The 15,296-nt window shown below is 62.9% G+C and carries 15 protein-coding genes and 1 pseudogene; 3 read left to right on the top strand and 13 right to left on the bottom strand.

The window, feature by feature from the left end; translation table 11 throughout:
• Positions 1–564: pseudogene (locus tag AC1DSN_RS08995) on the top strand (hypothetical protein); the annotation flags it as partial.
• Positions 565–581: 17 nt separating this feature from the next.
• Here the strand turns inward: AC1DSN_RS08995 and AC1DSN_RS08990 are convergent.
• The gene (locus AC1DSN_RS08990; protein ID WP_477330373.1) at positions 582–1,907 is read right to left on the bottom strand and encodes a type II toxin-antitoxin system HipA family toxin; all 1,326 of its coding nucleotides are present in this window, start codon (positions 1,905–1,907) and stop codon (positions 582–584) included.
• On the bottom strand, positions 1,907–2,182 hold the full coding sequence (locus AC1DSN_RS08985) for a helix-turn-helix domain-containing protein (RefSeq protein ID WP_213947312.1): 276 nt from the start codon (positions 2,180–2,182) through the stop codon (positions 1,907–1,909). The genes AC1DSN_RS08990 and AC1DSN_RS08985 overlap by 1 nt, the downstream gene beginning before the upstream one ends.
• A gap of 124 nt (positions 2,183–2,306) precedes the next feature.
• On the opposite strand from AC1DSN_RS08985, the gene maiA reads away from it, so the two are divergent.
• Positions 2,307–2,966 (top strand): maleylacetoacetate isomerase, encoded by a 660-nt coding sequence (maiA, locus tag AC1DSN_RS08980; RefSeq protein WP_477297095.1) that lies wholly within the window; start codon positions 2,307–2,309, stop codon positions 2,964–2,966.
• 8 nt (positions 2,967–2,974) lie between these two features.
• On the opposite strand, the gene AC1DSN_RS08975 is transcribed toward maiA, so the two are convergent.
• The 6 genes from AC1DSN_RS08975 to folD form a co-directional block, all read right to left on the bottom strand.
• Positions 2,975–3,928: a type II toxin-antitoxin system HipA family toxin gene (locus tag AC1DSN_RS08975; protein ID WP_477297097.1), complete on the bottom strand. Its 954-nt coding sequence runs from the start codon at positions 3,926–3,928 to the stop codon at positions 2,975–2,977.
• Between the two features lie 286 nt (positions 3,929–4,214).
• Positions 4,215–4,544, bottom strand: coding sequence for a helix-turn-helix domain-containing protein (locus AC1DSN_RS08970; RefSeq protein ID WP_213947309.1), 330 nt, complete (start codon positions 4,542–4,544; stop codon positions 4,215–4,217).
• 419 nt (positions 4,545–4,963) lie between these two features.
• Positions 4,964–5,284 carry a DUF4166 domain-containing protein gene (locus tag AC1DSN_RS08965; protein WP_477297101.1) on the bottom strand — a complete coding sequence of 107 codons (321 nt, stop codon included), beginning with the start codon at positions 5,282–5,284 and terminating at the stop codon, positions 4,964–4,966.
• A 431-nt stretch (positions 5,285–5,715) separates the two neighbouring features.
• Positions 5,716–7,272: a glutamine-hydrolyzing GMP synthase gene (gene guaA / locus AC1DSN_RS08960; RefSeq protein WP_213947308.1), complete on the bottom strand. Its 1,557-nt coding sequence runs from the start codon at positions 7,270–7,272 to the stop codon at positions 5,716–5,718.
• Between the two features lie 82 nt (positions 7,273–7,354).
• Complete coding sequence (gene guaB / locus AC1DSN_RS08955) at positions 7,355–8,815, bottom strand: IMP dehydrogenase (protein WP_063571355.1); 1,461 nt, start codon at positions 8,813–8,815, stop codon at positions 7,355–7,357.
• A 58-nt stretch (positions 8,816–8,873) separates the two neighbouring features.
• On the bottom strand, positions 8,874–9,728 hold the full coding sequence (gene folD / locus AC1DSN_RS08950; protein ID WP_213947307.1) for a bifunctional methylenetetrahydrofolate dehydrogenase/methenyltetrahydrofolate cyclohydrolase FolD: 855 nt from the start codon (positions 9,726–9,728) through the stop codon (positions 8,874–8,876).
• 80 nt (positions 9,729–9,808) lie between these two features.
• Between folD and AC1DSN_RS08945 the strand changes: the two genes are divergently transcribed.
• Positions 9,809–10,393 (top strand): GNAT family N-acetyltransferase, encoded by a 585-nt coding sequence (locus tag AC1DSN_RS08945; RefSeq protein ID WP_157503937.1) that lies wholly within the window; start codon positions 9,809–9,811, stop codon positions 10,391–10,393.
• Positions 10,394–10,411: 18 nt separating this feature from the next.
• On the opposite strand, the gene moeB is transcribed toward AC1DSN_RS08945, so the two are convergent.
• From moeB to AC1DSN_RS08920, 5 genes are all read right to left on the bottom strand, one after another.
• Positions 10,412–11,581 carry a molybdopterin-synthase adenylyltransferase MoeB gene (gene moeB, locus AC1DSN_RS08940; protein WP_477330370.1) on the bottom strand — a complete coding sequence of 390 codons (1,170 nt, stop codon included), beginning with the start codon at positions 11,579–11,581 and terminating at the stop codon, positions 10,412–10,414.
• 26 nt (positions 11,582–11,607) lie between these two features.
• Positions 11,608–13,005 carry a ribosome biogenesis GTPase Der gene (gene der / locus AC1DSN_RS08935; protein ID WP_477330369.1) on the bottom strand — a complete coding sequence of 466 codons (1,398 nt, stop codon included), beginning with the start codon at positions 13,003–13,005 and terminating at the stop codon, positions 11,608–11,610.
• A 23-nt stretch (positions 13,006–13,028) separates the two neighbouring features.
• Entirely contained in the window at positions 13,029–14,228 is a 1,200-nt protein-coding gene (gene bamB, locus AC1DSN_RS08930; protein WP_063573538.1) for an outer membrane protein assembly factor BamB, read from the bottom strand.
• Positions 14,225–14,875, bottom strand: coding sequence for a YfgM family protein (locus AC1DSN_RS08925; protein ID WP_477330367.1), 651 nt, complete (start codon positions 14,873–14,875; stop codon positions 14,225–14,227). The genes bamB and AC1DSN_RS08925 overlap by 4 nt, the downstream gene beginning before the upstream one ends.
• 152 nt (positions 14,876–15,027) lie before the next feature.
• Positions 15,028–15,296: DUF4115 domain-containing protein (locus AC1DSN_RS08920; RefSeq protein WP_477330365.1), on the bottom strand; the 269-nt coding region annotated here is incomplete at its 5' end.

Genomic DNA, 15,296 nt, shown 5'->3' with positions numbered 1-15,296 from the left:
GATCTCGGCTGCTCCGTCTGCGACCTCCAGGGTGTGGGCAAGGCCCATCACTTCCATACGCACAATCCGGATCCGGACACGGCACGCCGCGTCATCGACGACCCGTACACCACGGCCATTCTCTGGCCAAACTTCCACTCCGGCGCCAATGGCGACTTCCAGGAGATCGCGCCCGTGGGTGACGTGCACCCGATCCTGGCCGATCCCGATGCACCCGGAAGTGCGCTTCGCTACCTGCCCTCCCATCCGCACGAAGGTGACGTCACGGCGCCGCCTGACGACGCCAGCGCTCGCGTGATCGCGACGGGAAAGAGTGAAGTGACCGGAACTCCGTTTGCCATCGCCGTGGCGTTCGAGCCGCAACCTGACGGCATGGGCCCGGCCGTGGCGCAATCGACGTTTCATCACTTTGCCGACTACAACTGGGACCCGGACCATGGGAAGCCGAGTTTTGTCAGCGAGGCGCCCGGCGGCACATTGCGTGCGACACCCGCGGCGAAGCGGTCGACGGAGCTTTATGTGACGAACCTGGCGCGGTGGTTGGGGCGGAAGGTTCGCAACTAGCCTTTCACGGGCATGGTCTATCCGTTCATCGCGGCAGCCTCTGACAGAAAGAGCTGCGCTTGCTTTCTCATGCCGCGCGAAACAGGCTCCCAGATCCTGTCAGGAAAACCAGCGGGCAAGCGTGACTCGACGTCGTCAAGAGCGCCCTCAACGCGTTCAACGAAGGCAACCATGGCCTCCCACACGGCAGGGCCGCCATTTTTCCGCGCCAGCGCGCGCCAGTGACGCGCATGAATCGTATAGACATGGTAGTGCGCGTTCTTCGACCTAAGCGCCATCGCGAGGCGAACGTCGCGTGTGTGCAGCTGCCTGCTCTTCTTGCCGATATACGGCCATATGGACAAGACGTCGTATAAGGGGGTCATGTTGTAAGCATTCCCCTGTCGCAAAAAGATGGAAAAATTCTTTGCATGCCCGTCCGGGGCAGCCATCATCCAAAATGCCAGCTGTGCCAGTTGAAAGGCGAGCCGGTCTGCTTCCGCATCTGAACTGCCTGAAAGCAGCGTGAGTCCATCGGACATCGATGGGCCACCGTCGTCCTCATACTTCAGTCGGGGTGGCAAGCCAAAGGCCTGGCAGAAGTCTTCCTGCGGCAAACGGACGATCCACGAGTCATCAGATGCCCATACCCGATCGAAGCGTTCGACGATCAGGGCGCGCTGGTCCCCGAATGTCGCCATATCCGTGCGGGCTGCGGGGAGTCCGAGAGAATGGATGATTTGGGCGCAAAGCCACTCATTCTCGACCGAATCGAACATTTCGATCCGACTCGCATTGGCGATCACCCCCAAAGGAAGCTTGAAGATGTGGGTACTTGGCGTGGCGCCGAGCGGCCTGCACCACCTTCCGGCGATCAGGGCAAGCGCCGTTTTTTCTTGAGCACCCGCCAGTGAAATTCGAAAAGGAGGCGTCCCGTCACGGGCAAAGGCTGCCGGATCCATGGGGACAGAGCGAAGCGTCGCAGCGACCTGGGCCTCGCTCAGTGGTTCAGATACGACACGGTTCCAGCCATCTGGCACCGAGTTGTCGGGAAGTAACTGTACGGCGCCCACGCAGTCGCGACCGATCGCCTCGAGTAGCGTAAAGGCATCGAGCGAGCGGGTGCCGAATCTCCTGCCAACACGCTCGCGAATACGATCGTTGTCGGGCAACAGGTTATCGAAGTAATTCTCGACGACAGAACCGGTGACGGTGAGCGTCGGAGTGAACGGTAATGACAGGGAAAGGGGTCGCGCCCTGTCGGATTCCAGCCAGGACGGCGCATAGGCGAAGGTGTGAGACCCGCGATCGACCCGCCACATCCCAACGTGCTCACCGTTCATCCATGCGTTCAATGTCGCCATTACCAGTCACCCTTTCGGGATGTGATGGACTCCCCTGTCGCCTGAAGGCTCGGCGGTGAACCGCCCTCACGCAATACCAGGGAAACCCGGAGCGCCGAAAGGAGCTTCATTAACTGATCGATGCTGACGACGCCCGGGTTATTCTCGATCTCCGCGATTCTGGCCTGACCTACCCCGACGAGTTGACCAAGAGCCGCCTGCGTCAGTCCGCGCTCCTTTCGGAGTGCACGTAGATACTCGCGCAGCTGGTTGGAAATCTGGATGGGATAGTCCACGGAGGCACCTCAGACGGTCGCCGCAAATTATTGGCTATAGCCATTTTTTACCAGATATTGGCTCTGGTGTATAGTATCCATTTATTGGATATAGTAAATATTCCTGCTTGCAAGGACCCATCCCATGACCATCCAACTCTACGGTTTCTGGCGCTCGAACGCGGCGTTCCGTGCCCGGGTCGCTCTTGCGTTGAAGAAGCTGCCCTTCGAAGAAATCGACATCGACATCTTGTCCGGACGACAGTTCGATCCCGACTACGCCGCGGTGAATGCGGGGCATGTCGTGCCCACCCTGGTTCACGACGGACACCGCATTTTCCAGTCTCTGGCGATCATGGAGTATCTCGACGAAATCCAGGCAGAGCCGCGCATCCTGCCGGTAGATGCAAAAGAGCGAGCCTATGCCCGGTCACTCGCCCTGGTTTCCGTCGCCGATGCCCATCCGTTGATCGTGCCGCGCGTGCGCAAGCAACTCGGCGAAGCATTCGGCGCCGATACGGCAGCGATCGAGGCATGGTGCAAGCATTGGACGACGGAAGGTCTTGCCACCTACGAGCGGCTTCTTACGCGACGCCCCGCCGCACCGTTCGCACTGGGTGCCATGCCAACGATCGCCGATATCTGCGTCGCCGGTCAGATCGTCCTGGCCGAGCTTTATCAACTGGACGTTACGGCGTTTCCCCAGGTGACGGCACTGGGTAAGCGTTGCTTCGAGCTGCCGGCGTTCGCCGATTCACATCCGTTGCGGCAACCTGGAGCGAAGACTGCAAAGGTGCATCACTGAGGCAGGAACTAGCCGACGCTAAGCGCTTTCTCCAGATCGTCGTGCTCGAAGGCGCTCTCCATCCGGCGGATCTCCGCTTCACGACTACCTACCTCACGAGCGACATCCCGCCATGTCTTGGTCACCTCGGCCACGCCACGAATGATCTTGCGTGCCACGGATAGCTGAAGGCCAAAGAACCCTGAAGCGCTCTCGAGCAAATCGACCGAGCACGTCGCTTCGTCGAGATCGATGTTCGTTGCCAGGACACGTGCCTTCATGTCGACTGGTGTCGGATTCAGGTCGTACGCGGGCGACAGGATCCAGCCGTCACTTCCTTGCCACAGGAAACCGTGATTGCGTAGGTGATCGTCGACGTTCGAGATGAGGACACTGAAGACGACGCGGAGGTACAACTGCTCCGCATCGGCGCGCGCTCTTGCACCGTGTGCCGCCAGGGCGTCGGCAAGCTCGGGATAGCTACCGCGCTCGCCGTCACGTGCCCCGAGCATCGACATGGCGGAAAGGAACGGCGTACGAGCCGTGCCCCGGCGATCGAATCGACGCGACAAAAGGACCGCTTTTCCCGCGATCTGGACGAGCTCGTGATGAGGCGTTTCGATGCCCGCACGCTCGGCGAGACGGAGAGCCACCTCTTCCCAGGTCTCGATGCTGTATTCGTCGCTGTCCTTGGGAAACTTCGCGATCGACAGGTGGCCATGCTGATCGAGCACCGAGGCCTTCGGTCTTGCGCCACCTAGTGAGGATCCTGGGGCGAAGATCAGCCTCAGATCCTCATCGGTTTCCTCGTCTCTCAGAAGCCGTTCGGTAACCTGAAGAAGACGACCCAGCTCCACAACGGGAGGAACGCCGCGATCGGGCGCCTGGAAGATGTCTTCCCCAACCCGGCGAAAACGCATCGCGCCAAGTCGAGTTTCGTCGGAGACGCCCAGTAGATAATCCAGCTCACCCAAGGTTCGCACACGACGTCCCGCGTGCTCAGCGTTTCGCCGTTCAGCGCGTTGCATGAGACGACGGCCCCAGGTATCGGGAGCCGAATCGCCCAGGGAGCCAAAAAGCGTCAAGCCCGGCGGTGGCGCAAACAGACCCTTCGTCAACCGAAGAGCAGGCTCGACGGAAAAGCAGACGTCGCTGCCTAGCCATTCATCGGCGTACTCGAAAGTCGCGGTTTCACCGCGGCCGGATGAACGGTGCCGAAGGAGACCTACGAGCCTGTTTGTGCCTTGGAGTTCAATGTGCACTTCGACATCAGACATCGCTCTTGCCTCCGCGAGGAAGTCTCACTCGCTTGGGAAGCTGGGCTGCGCCCAGAATCTGCCCTTGCGTGTCAGCGCTGACGTCGGCTAGGGCTGCTAGCCCGTCAAGCAGCCCAAGCGCATGGAGAACGGCGGCGTAAATACCCATGCCTACGGACGGGTCGCCATCCTCGACGCGCTGGAGCGTGGCGCGGGACGTAAATGCGCGATCCGCCACCACCGCCATCGTTAGTTGTCGGCGACGGCGGGCGTCATGAATGTCGGCGCCGAGCTTCCGAAGCGCTCGACGCGCAGCCGCGGGAGCAGCATGCGGGGTGGGCATATGTACGCTTTGCGTGACCTTAAGTGGATTTAAAGTATCACGAAGATTACATATTCTACCAATCTGGATCATGCGCGAGCTCGCGCGGGGTCCGACACCACCTCAAGCAGCTTCGCCAAAGGCAGGGCACGCTGTATATCAGCGACCGCGCTCTGAACTGCAGCATCGGCGCTTTCAGCATCACGGACACACTCCAGAGCGAGGTGACCTTGTCGTCCCATGCCGACCAGCACATCTCGGCACCCGGCTTCGCCCAGCTGCTCGACAAGCCGGCAGGGATCGCAGCCCTTGTCGGCTAACTCGTACTTCAAGGTAAAAATATATTCCACTACAACGTCCGCCTTTTCATTGTCCCGACGCCCTTCGGCACGGAAAAGATGGGATAGACCACATAGAGAAGCCTACCCAAGACGTTGATATTAAAGATATATATAGCGTCGATATGTCAGATAACGCCCCGAGCCCGTGTCAGCCGATTCCCGACTCCGCCGCGCCTTTGTAGTCAACGATGTGCCCGACAGAATGTCGAGCTCAAGCGACCCCTTGTAAGCCGCGATCAGGCCGACCGTCGGCGCCGAGATCTCCACATCGAAATGAAACCAACCGCCATCCTCGTACTCGAAGCTCACTCCACGAGGCAGCAGGAAAGCGGGCGTCGGAATGCCGAGTAGCGACCATCGCCGCGGAACCAGGCAAAGCCTCCCTCCATCGACCACCAGCGCAAGGGCGAATGACGCCATCTTCGGGCGCAAACGTCACCGTGACGGGCACATCCGGGGCGGTCTGCGGAAATCCCACCATCGCCCGAATGGCCCGCGCCAGCATCCCGCCGCCATGGCGAACCTCCGCGTGGCCACTCCACCGCCGTTTCGCAGTTCCTTCAGCCGAGACGGAAGCGCGTCGAAGGCCGAGCCAAGCACCTGCCGGTAGAGCGGTCCCGTGGAGTCATCGTCGCGGAACCCGGTGAAGATTGTCCGGCCCGCGAAACGAGACGGAGCGGAACAACCCGTGCCTGGCCCACGTACTTCGCGCAAAGGCGACCGCCGAACACGCCGTAGCCGCCAAGGATCCTGATCACGCTCATCGCTCAACCATCCGCGGCGGGTCAACCCCTTGGAGGGCCCGACTGTTCGCGAATAGGAACCTGTCCGTCCAGTAGAGAGCGGAGCGATCACTCCCACTCAATCGTCGCCGGCGGCTTCCCCGAGATGTCATAAACCACACGAGAAATACCACGCAACTCATTGATAATACGAGTCGAGCACGTATCAAGGAAGTCGTACGGCAGGTGCGCCCAATGTGCCGTCATGAAGTCGATCGTCTCGACGGCGCGCAGCGCGATGACCCACTCATAGGCGCGACCGTCGCCCACCACGCCCACCGAGCGCACCGGCAGGAACACAGCGAACGCCTGACTCACCCGGTCGTACAGACCATGCTTGCGCAGCTCTTCGATGAAGATCGCATCCGCACGCTGCAGCAGGTCGACGTACTCGGGCTTCACTTCGCCAAGGACGCGCACGCCCAGGCCGGGGCCGGGGAAAGGATGGCGGTAGACCATGTCGCGCGGCAGGCCGAGTTCGACACCGATGCGGCGGACTTCGTCCTTGAACAGCTCGCGCAGCGGTTCGACCAGCTTGAGCTTCATGTGCTCCGGCAGGCCACCGACGTTGTGGTGGCTCTTGATAACGTGGGCCTTGCCCGTCTTGCTGCCGGCGGACTCGATGACGTCAGGGTAGATCGTGCCCTGGGCCAGCCATTTCACGTTCTCGAGCTTCGCCGATTCCTCGTCGAAGATCTCGACGAACAGGCGGCCGATGATCTTGCGCTTGGCTTCGGGGTCTTCCACGCCGGCGAGTGCGTCGAAGTAGCGCTGCTTCGCGTCGACGCGGATGACGTGCACGCCCATGTGCTCGGCCATGGTCGACATGACCTGGTCGCCTTCCTGGAAACGCAGCAGGCCGGTATCGACGAAGACGCAGGTGAGCTGGTCACCGATGGCTTTCTCGAGCAAGGCGGCCACGACCGAAGAGTCGACGCCGCCGCTGAGACCCAGGAGCACGCGGTCGCTACCGACCTGCTCGCGCACGCGGGCGACGGAATCTTCGATGATGTGCGCGGCGTCCCACAGCGTGGCCGATGCACAGATGTCGACGACGAAGCGGCGGAGCAGCTCCAGGCCGCGCTTGGTGTGGGTCACTTCCGGGTGGAACTGCACGCCATAGAAGTGACGCTCGTCGTCGGCCATGGCAGCCAGCGGCAGGCTCGATGTCGACGCCGTGGCGGCAAAGCCTTCCGGCATCGCGGTGACGCGGTCGCCGTGGGACATCCAGACGCCGAGCGACTCGCCCTCCTCGACCACGGTGTCGAACAGCGCGCAGCTGGCGAAGGTGATCGTGGCCGGACCGAATTCACGATGATGACCGGCTTCCACCTTGCCACCGAGCTGCTCGGCCATGGTCTGCATGCCGTAGCAGATGCCCAGCACCGGCACACCCAGCTCGAAGACCAGCTGCGGCGCGCGCGGGGACTCGTCCTCGGTGACGGACTCGGGGCCACCGGAGAGGATGACGCCGCGCGGGTTGAAGCCGCGGATCTCGTCGGGCGCATGATCCCAGGCCCAGACCTCACAGTAGACGCCGATCTCGCGGATGCGGCGGGCGATCAGCTGCGTGTACTGCGAACCGAAGTCGAGGATGAGGATCTTGTCACTATGGATGTCGGTCATCGGGGCAGCCTGCAGTTCGAAAGTCTGAAAAAGCAGAACGCCCACTTGCGGCGGGCGTCCTGGGTCACCTGGAGCGAGCGCCTTAGGCGTCGGTCAGGCGGTAGTTCGGCGCTTCCTTCGTGATCTGGATGTCGTGCGGATGCGCTTCGCGCACACCGGCACCGGTCACCTTCACGAACTGGGCCTTCTCGTGGATCTCGTCGATATTGGCCGCGCCCATGTAACCCATGGAGGCACGCAGGCCGCCCATCATCTGGTGGATGATGTTGTGCAGCGGGCCACGGTACGGCACGCGACCTTCGATGCCTTCCGGCACGAGCTTGTCGGCGTCGGCTTCGTCCTGGAAGTAGCGATCCTTCGAGCCGAGCTGCATGGCGCCGATGGAGCCCATGCCGCGGTAGCTCTTGTACGAACGGCCCTGGAACAGCTCGACTTCGCCCGGTGCCTCTTCGGTGCCGGCGAACATGGAGCCGAGCATGACCGAGGACGCGCCGGCGGCAAGCGCCTTGGGGATGTCGCCCGAATAGCGGATGCCACCGTCGGCGATCAGCGGGATCTCACCCTTGAGGGCCGTGGCCACCAGGTCGATCGAAGTGATCTGCGGCACGCCGATACCGGTGACGATACGGGTGGTGCAGATCGAGCCCGGACCCACGCCGACCTTGACCGCGTCGACACCGGCGCCGAGCAGCGCGCGCGCCGCCTCGCCCGTGACGATGTTGCCGGCAATGACCTGGACGTGCGGGTAATGCTTCTTGACCCAGCCCGCACGGTCGATGACCGCCTGCGAGTGGCCGTGGGCGGTATCGACCACGATCACGTCCACGCCGGCATCGACCAGCGCTTCGATGCGCTGTTCGGTATCGCCACCGACGCCGACGGCCGCACCGACCACCAGGCGTTCGTGGGAGTCCTTGGCGGCGTTGGGGTTGTCGCGGGCTTTCTGGATGTCCTTGACCGTGATCAGGCCGCGGAGCTGGAAGCCGTCGTTGACGACGAGGACCTTCTCGATGCGGTTGCGGTGCAGCAGTTCCAGCACTTCGTCGTGCGAAGCGCCTTCCTTCACCGTGATCAGGCGGTCTTCCCGGGTCATGATGTTGCGGACCGGGTCGTCGTGCTTGCGCTCGAAGCGCAGGTCGCGGCTGGTGACGATGCCGACGAGCTTCTCGCCGTCGACCACCGGCACACCGGAGATGTTGTGTGCGCGGGTCAGCGCCATGACTTCGCCGATCGAGGTATCCGGGCGCACCGTGATCGGGCTGCGGATGACGCCGGCTTCGAACTTCTTCACCAGGCGTACTTCAGCGGCCTGGAGCAGCGGGGTCATGTTCTTGTGGATGATGCCGATGCCGCCGTTCTGCGCCATGGTGATGGCGAGGCGGGCCTCGGTGACGGTGTCCATGGCAGCGGACACGATGGGGATATTCAGGCGCAGACCGCGCGTGAAGCGCGTCGAAGTGTCCACGTCGCGAGGCATGACCGTGGAGTGGCCGGGTACCAGAAACACGTCGTCGTAAGTGAGTGCCTCAGCAAGGATGCGCATGAGCATTAGTCCCGCGAGTAAATCGCGGCATTATACCGTGCGTTGCAACAAAACGACACTACGCGTCGATGGCCTCAGCCGCCTCGAGCGTATTCTCCATCAAGGTCGCCACGGTCATCGGGCCAACGCCGCCCGGCACGGGAGTGATCCACGACGCCCGCTCGGCGGCGGGCGCGAACTCGACGTCGCCGACCAACCGTCCGTCCTCGAGCCGATTGATACCGACATCGATGACCACGGCGCCCGGCTTGACCCACTCACCCTTGACCAGCCCCGGCTTGCCGGCCGCGACGACGAGGATGTCCGCCTGACCGACAAATCCTTCGAGATTTTGCGTGAACTTGTGACAGCAAGTCACTGTACAGCCAGCAATTAGAAGCTCAAGTGCAAGCGGCCTACCGACGTGATTGGACACCCCCACGATCACGGCGTGGCGTCCGCGGACCGGATGATCGGTATGCCCAAGCAAGGTCATGACGCCCTTGGGCGTACACGGACGCAGACCGAAACGACGCAGCGCAAGGCGTCCCACATTCACGGCCTGGAACCCGTCGACATCCTTACCCGGGTCGATGCGATCGACCAGCGCGTCTTCGTCGATATGGTCCGGCAACGGAGACTGCACGAGGATGCCGTGGACGGCGGGGTCGGCATTGAGATTGTCGATGAGAGCGAACAGCTCTTCCTGAGTCGTCGTCGCCGGCAGGTCGTAGCCGAACGACTCAAAGCCCACCTGCTGGCAGGCCTTACGCTTGTTCTTTACGTAAACCGCGGAGGCCGGATCCTCGCCAACCAGCACCACCGCGAGACCGGGCTTCCGTCGACCCTCGGCAACGCGCTTGGCGACCCGCCGCCCGATGTGCTCGAGCAGTTCGTGGGCGATGCGTTTGCCGTCGAGGATGCGTGCGGTCATGAAGGATCTGCCCTGCGAAAACGAGACATTATCGCTGCAAAGCCGCATGCGTAGATAGCCGGGTCCGCGGAACCGGAGGCGTGCATACTTCCCGCATGACTCTAGATACCTTGCCCTATCCGCACGACCTCACCGACGGCGTCGTCAGCCTCCGCGCACATCGCATGGCCGATGCGCCGAGCCTTGCCGACGCCGTACGTGAGTCGGTTTCGACTGTCGGTCGCTGGCAAGACTGGTGCACGAGTTCCTATGACACCCCGGCGGCCGACAACTGGATCGGTATATGCCGGCAGGCGTGGCTCCTCGGCGAGGGTTTCGAAATGCTCATCGTCGACGCCAGCACCGACGCCATCCTCGGCGGCATGGGAGTCAATCACTTCAACCGCGAGCATCGCCTGGCGAACCTCGGGTATTGGGTGAGAGAGTCAGCACAAGGTACTGGTATTGCAGGTCATTCAGGCCGACTTGCCGCTCGCTTTGCCTTCGAAACGGTAGGCATTTCGCGCCTTGAGATCGTGGTCGCGCACGACAACCTGGCGAGTCGCAGAACAGCTGAACGCATCGGAGGTACATTCGAAGGAATGTTACGTAACCGACTTGTTTTAAAAGGTAAATCAGTAGACGCAGCCATGTACTCCGTCATTCCCAGCGACCTGCTCGTGTAGGAGCCGATGCCTCGGTTCCTACCCCGCCGCTGCACACATTCGCTCGAGGTCGACGTAACCGGTAAACCGGGCGTCGCGGCTGCATCCCGGGCATGCCGGATCGCGCTTCAACGTCAGTTCGCGAAAACGCATGCCGAGGGCGTCATACGTGAGCAACCGTCCGACGAGAGGCTGACCGATACCCAGGATCAGCTTCATCGCCTCGGTCGCCTGCACCAGCCCAACCAGGCCCGGCAGCACGCCGAGCACGCCGGCTTCGCTGCAGTTCGGCGCGTCCGCTGCGGCGGGCGGCTCGGGGAACAGGCAGCGATAACACGGCGAATCCTCGCGGCGCGGATCGAACACACTCGCCTGCCCCGTGAATCGCTCGATCGCCGCGTAGACCATGGGGATGCCGAGCCGGCGTGTCGCGGCAGCCAGGAGGTAGCGCGTCGCGAAATTGTCGGCGCCGTCGATGACCACCTCGTGGTCACCAATCAGAGCTTCCACGTTGTCCGCACGCAGGCGTTCGTTCACGGCGCGCACGTGGATACGGGGGTTCAACGCAGCAAGCGTCATCCGCGCGGACTCGACCTTGCTCATGCCGACGCGGGCATCCGCATGGACGACCTGACGATGCAGGTTGGAGCGCTCGACACGATCATCGTCGATGATGGTGATATGACCGACGCCGGCCGCGGCCAGGTAGAGCAGCGCGGGCGCACCGAGTCCACCCGCTCCGATCACGGCCACGCGGGCATCGGCCAGCCTCGCCTGCCCGGCTTCGCCCACCTGCGGCAGCAAGACCTGGCGTGCGTACCGCTCGGCGGCGTCGGCATCGAGCGAACCAGCAACCACCGGCAAGCCGGCAGCCTTCCAGGCGCCAACGCCACCCGCAACGGATGAGACGCTCCGATAGCCCATACGCTGCAGGGCTTCGGCAGCAAGCAACGAGCGCTGGCCACTGCCACAGAGAAGAAGGATATCGCGGTCGCGGTCGGGCTCGGTCTGTTCGATGCGCAGCTCGAGAAAACCGCGGGAGAGACCCAATGCGCCGATTGGCATGCCGCTGGCGCGCTCATTGTCCTCGCGGACGTCGACGAGCAACGCGCCACCCGCCTGCCGGATGAGTGCCTCGGCAGGGGCGACTTCAGGAACGCGGAGGCGTAGATCCGCCAGCCAGCGTTCCCGATCCAGACTTTCAGACATGCGAGGCTCCCCGATGAGGGCGACGCTTACTTTTCGCGTCGTTTCGCGTTACGAATCATGCGCTGGCGTTTCTGCTGCTGACTATCCGACAGGACATTCTTCTTGCCCGCGTACGGATTCTCGCCATCACGGAAATCGATGCGGATCGGCGTGCCTTCCAGCTTGTACCGCTTACGGAAGAAGCCTTCCAGGTAGCGACGATACGCCGGCGCGATGTGCTTGGTACGGCTGCCGTGGATGATGATCGTCGGTGGATTGTTACCACCGGGATGCGCGTAGCGAAGCTTCGGCGCATGACCGCGAACCAGTGGCGGCTGATAGGCCTCGTAGGCTTTCTCGAGCGTGCGCGTCAGGTCACTGGAGGTGATGACCTTCGTCGCCGCCGCGTGTGCCCGAACGACAGCCTTCATCAGTTCGCTGAGGCCGGAGCCGTTGAGCGCAGAGATGAAGACGGTCTTCGCCCACTCGACGAAGGCCAGACGGCGGCCGAGCGCAGCCATGCACTGGTCGCGAGCGTACTTGTCCATGCCGTCCCACTTGTTGACGCAAATGACCAGCGCGCGCCCTTCTTCCATGGCGCCACCGATCAGGGTGAGATCCTGGTCCGCAAGATTCTCGCGGGCATCGATCATCACCACCGTAACCTGCGAGGCAGCAATGGACTGCAACGTCTTGATAACGCTAAATTTCTCGATGGCCTCTTCAACACGGGCACGACGACGGACGCCGGCAGTGTCGATCAGCGTGAAGCGCTTGCCATCTCGCAGGAGCGGCACGCGAATGGGATCGCGCGTCGTGCCCGCCACATCGGAAACGATGAGGCGTTCCTCGCCCAGCAGGCGATTGATCAGGGTGGACTTGCCCGCGTTCGGGCGCCCCACGATAGCGACACGGATACCCTGGTCGGCAAGGGCGGGGTCGTCATCGCGCTCGTCGGGCAGATGCGTGAGCGACCGCTCGACCAGCACGTCGATGCCGCGGTTGTGCGCCGCGGACATGGGCAACGTTTCGGCCATGCCGAACGAGGCGAACTCGCCAAGTGCTACCGCTTCGTCCACACCGTCGGTCTTGTTGACGACGACCATGACCGGCTTGCCGCTACGGCGCAGCTCATTGAGGATGCTGACGTCCTGTGGCAGCACGCCGTCACGGGCATCAACGACGAAGACCAGCAGGTGGGCTTCCTCGATGGCGAGGCGAACCTGGGTTGCCGTGAGACCTTCGATGCCCTCATCGCTACCCGACAGACCACCCGTGTCCACGACCACGAAGGGCCGCGGACCAAGACGACAGACACCGTAGTGTCTATCGCGAGTGACGCCGGGCATGTCGGCGACGAGGGCGTCCCTGCTGCGCGTCAGCGCGTTATAGATTGTCGACTTACCGACATTGGGGCGGCCGACCAGGGCGACGACGGGCAACATGGGAGGGGCAGTATTCCTGTGGATCAGTTCGTCGCGATGCGGTAGGCGCCGATATGGCCCTCGACATCTTCGACGTATGCGGTGTCACCCACCACAACGGGCTGGGCACGAATGGCTTTGCTGGACAGACGCTCGCGGGCGACGATCTTGCCGTCGCTGCCGTCGATCCAGTGGAGGTGGCCGTCGAGATCGCCGACCACGACGTACTTGCCCTGCGCGGCAGGACCGGAGAGCCAACGGTACTTGAGGTCAGCCAGCTTCCAGATGCTGGCGCCGGTCGACTTGTCGAAGGCGAACACCTGGGAGTCGTCGTCCACACCGTAGATGGCGTTTTCGTGCACATCCAGCGAGGTGAAGGTCGAGAAGCCGTGGTTCCACAGCGGGCGACCGCTGGGGCCGTCGATCGCGGTCAGCTGACCATGATAGGCGGCGCCGTAAATCGTCGAACCGTCGAGGACGAGCGCGCCATCGGCGTCGCTCAGGCGATCGATCTCGGTACGGCCTTCGCCGGTGGCGAGGGTCTGCTCCCAGAGCTTCTCGCCGTTGTCCAGACGGATAGCCGTGAGCTTGCCGGCATCGGTGCCCATGAACACGACGCCGTTGGCGACGAGCAGGCGACCATTGCCACGCAGGCTGAGCAGCGGTACCACCGCCTGATCGTAGGCCCAGCGACGCTCGCCGGTGGTGGCGTCGATGCCGTAGACGCGACCGTCGTTGCAGCGGACCACAACCAGATCGCCAACGATGACCGGCGCCGTGATGACTTCCGAGGAAACCTCGGCGGCCCAGCGACGCTCGCCATCCTTCGCGTTGATGCCGTAAAGATGGCCGTCGAGCGTGCCGATGGCGACGAGGTCACCCGATGCACCGGGACCACCCGAGAAACGGGCATCTTCACGCTTGGCGTCGCCCCACCCGAACCAGCCGTGCTGGCGGATGCTCTTGGACCACAACCTCTTGCCGGTAGCGGCTTCGAATGCCGCCATCTTTCCGTCGGTGCTGGCGGCGTAGACCACGCCGTCAGAGACCGTCGGACGCATGCGCACGCCGGATTCCGCCGCACCGTCGCCGATGCTGGACTTCCAGAGGCGCTCGACCTTGACGGTCGGCACGAATTTCTTGTCAAGCGGGGTCGGCGGCTCGACGTTTTCCTTCTTGAACGAATGGCAGCCGGCCAGTACGACCAGCGACGAAGTCAACGCGATTGCCCAAAAACGTTTCATGCACCCTGCTTCCCGGCCACTGCCAGATCATCGAGCTTCGTTTGAACCACACCGCGCTGCGGTGCGCTGTCGCCCATCGCGGCGATCGCCGCCTGATAGGCTTTGCGTGCGTCGTCGTGGCGTCCAAGCTTGACCAGCGCATCGCCACGGAGTTCCTGTGCGATCGCAGCGAACGACTTGCCTTGCATGGCGTCGACCGTTGCGATGGCTTCTTCTGCCTTGCCCTGGGCGAACTTCAGCTGCGCAATGCGCAGATCGACCAGGGATTTGAGCGTTTCGTCCTTGGCATGGGCCTTGGCCCATTCCAGGTCGCCACCGACCTTGTCCAGCTGACCTGCGAGCAGGTTGCGCTGGGCGCGTTCGCTAGCAGCAAACACCGACCACRCCGTGTCCGAGTAATCCTTCAACAGGTTCTCGGTGCGCACGTCGATTTCGGTGGTTTTGTTCTGGGCKACGGCAAGCTGCAACGCCGAATACTCACCGGCGGCGGCCTGTTCGTGACCGGCGCGGTGCGACTTCCACTGCTGCCARCCGAAGATCAGGACCAGGCCGAGCACAATCCCCACGAGGATGGACACGCCATTCTTGCGAAGCCATTGCTGGACTCGCTCGCCCTGCTCGTAATCGTCGTATACGTCGAAAGACATGCAATCACCCACTGCGCTCCGCGCAGCCAAACTTTGGAGGGAACGAGCCCACACCGGCCATCAGGGATGGAGTGGCGTGGATCAATAGGTAAGGATAACCGAAAGCGCGGGCCGGCGGGCCCGCGCGTACACGCTACGGTCGAGGGAACCGGTCAGTAGGAGACCGGTGCCGCCTTGCCGTCGTGGATATCGACGCGGAAGCGAGCCACGTTGGCACGGCGGAAGGTGTCGATCTCCACCGGCTGGCCGTCGATCGTCGCCTGGGCACCCGCGGCGTTGCCGATGCGGACGTCGAGGGTCTTGTCGCTGCGATAGGACTTCTGCGTGCCGGCTGGCAGGATGCCGTATTCCAGACGCGACCCATCCGCCGCGRTGACTTCGACCCAGCTCGCCGAAGGCAGGCTGAGCGTCAGGCCATGCG

Source organism: Luteibacter sp. P4_D7_3, from assembly GCF_056401735.1.
This window is presented reverse-complemented; position numbering and strand designations above follow the sequence as displayed.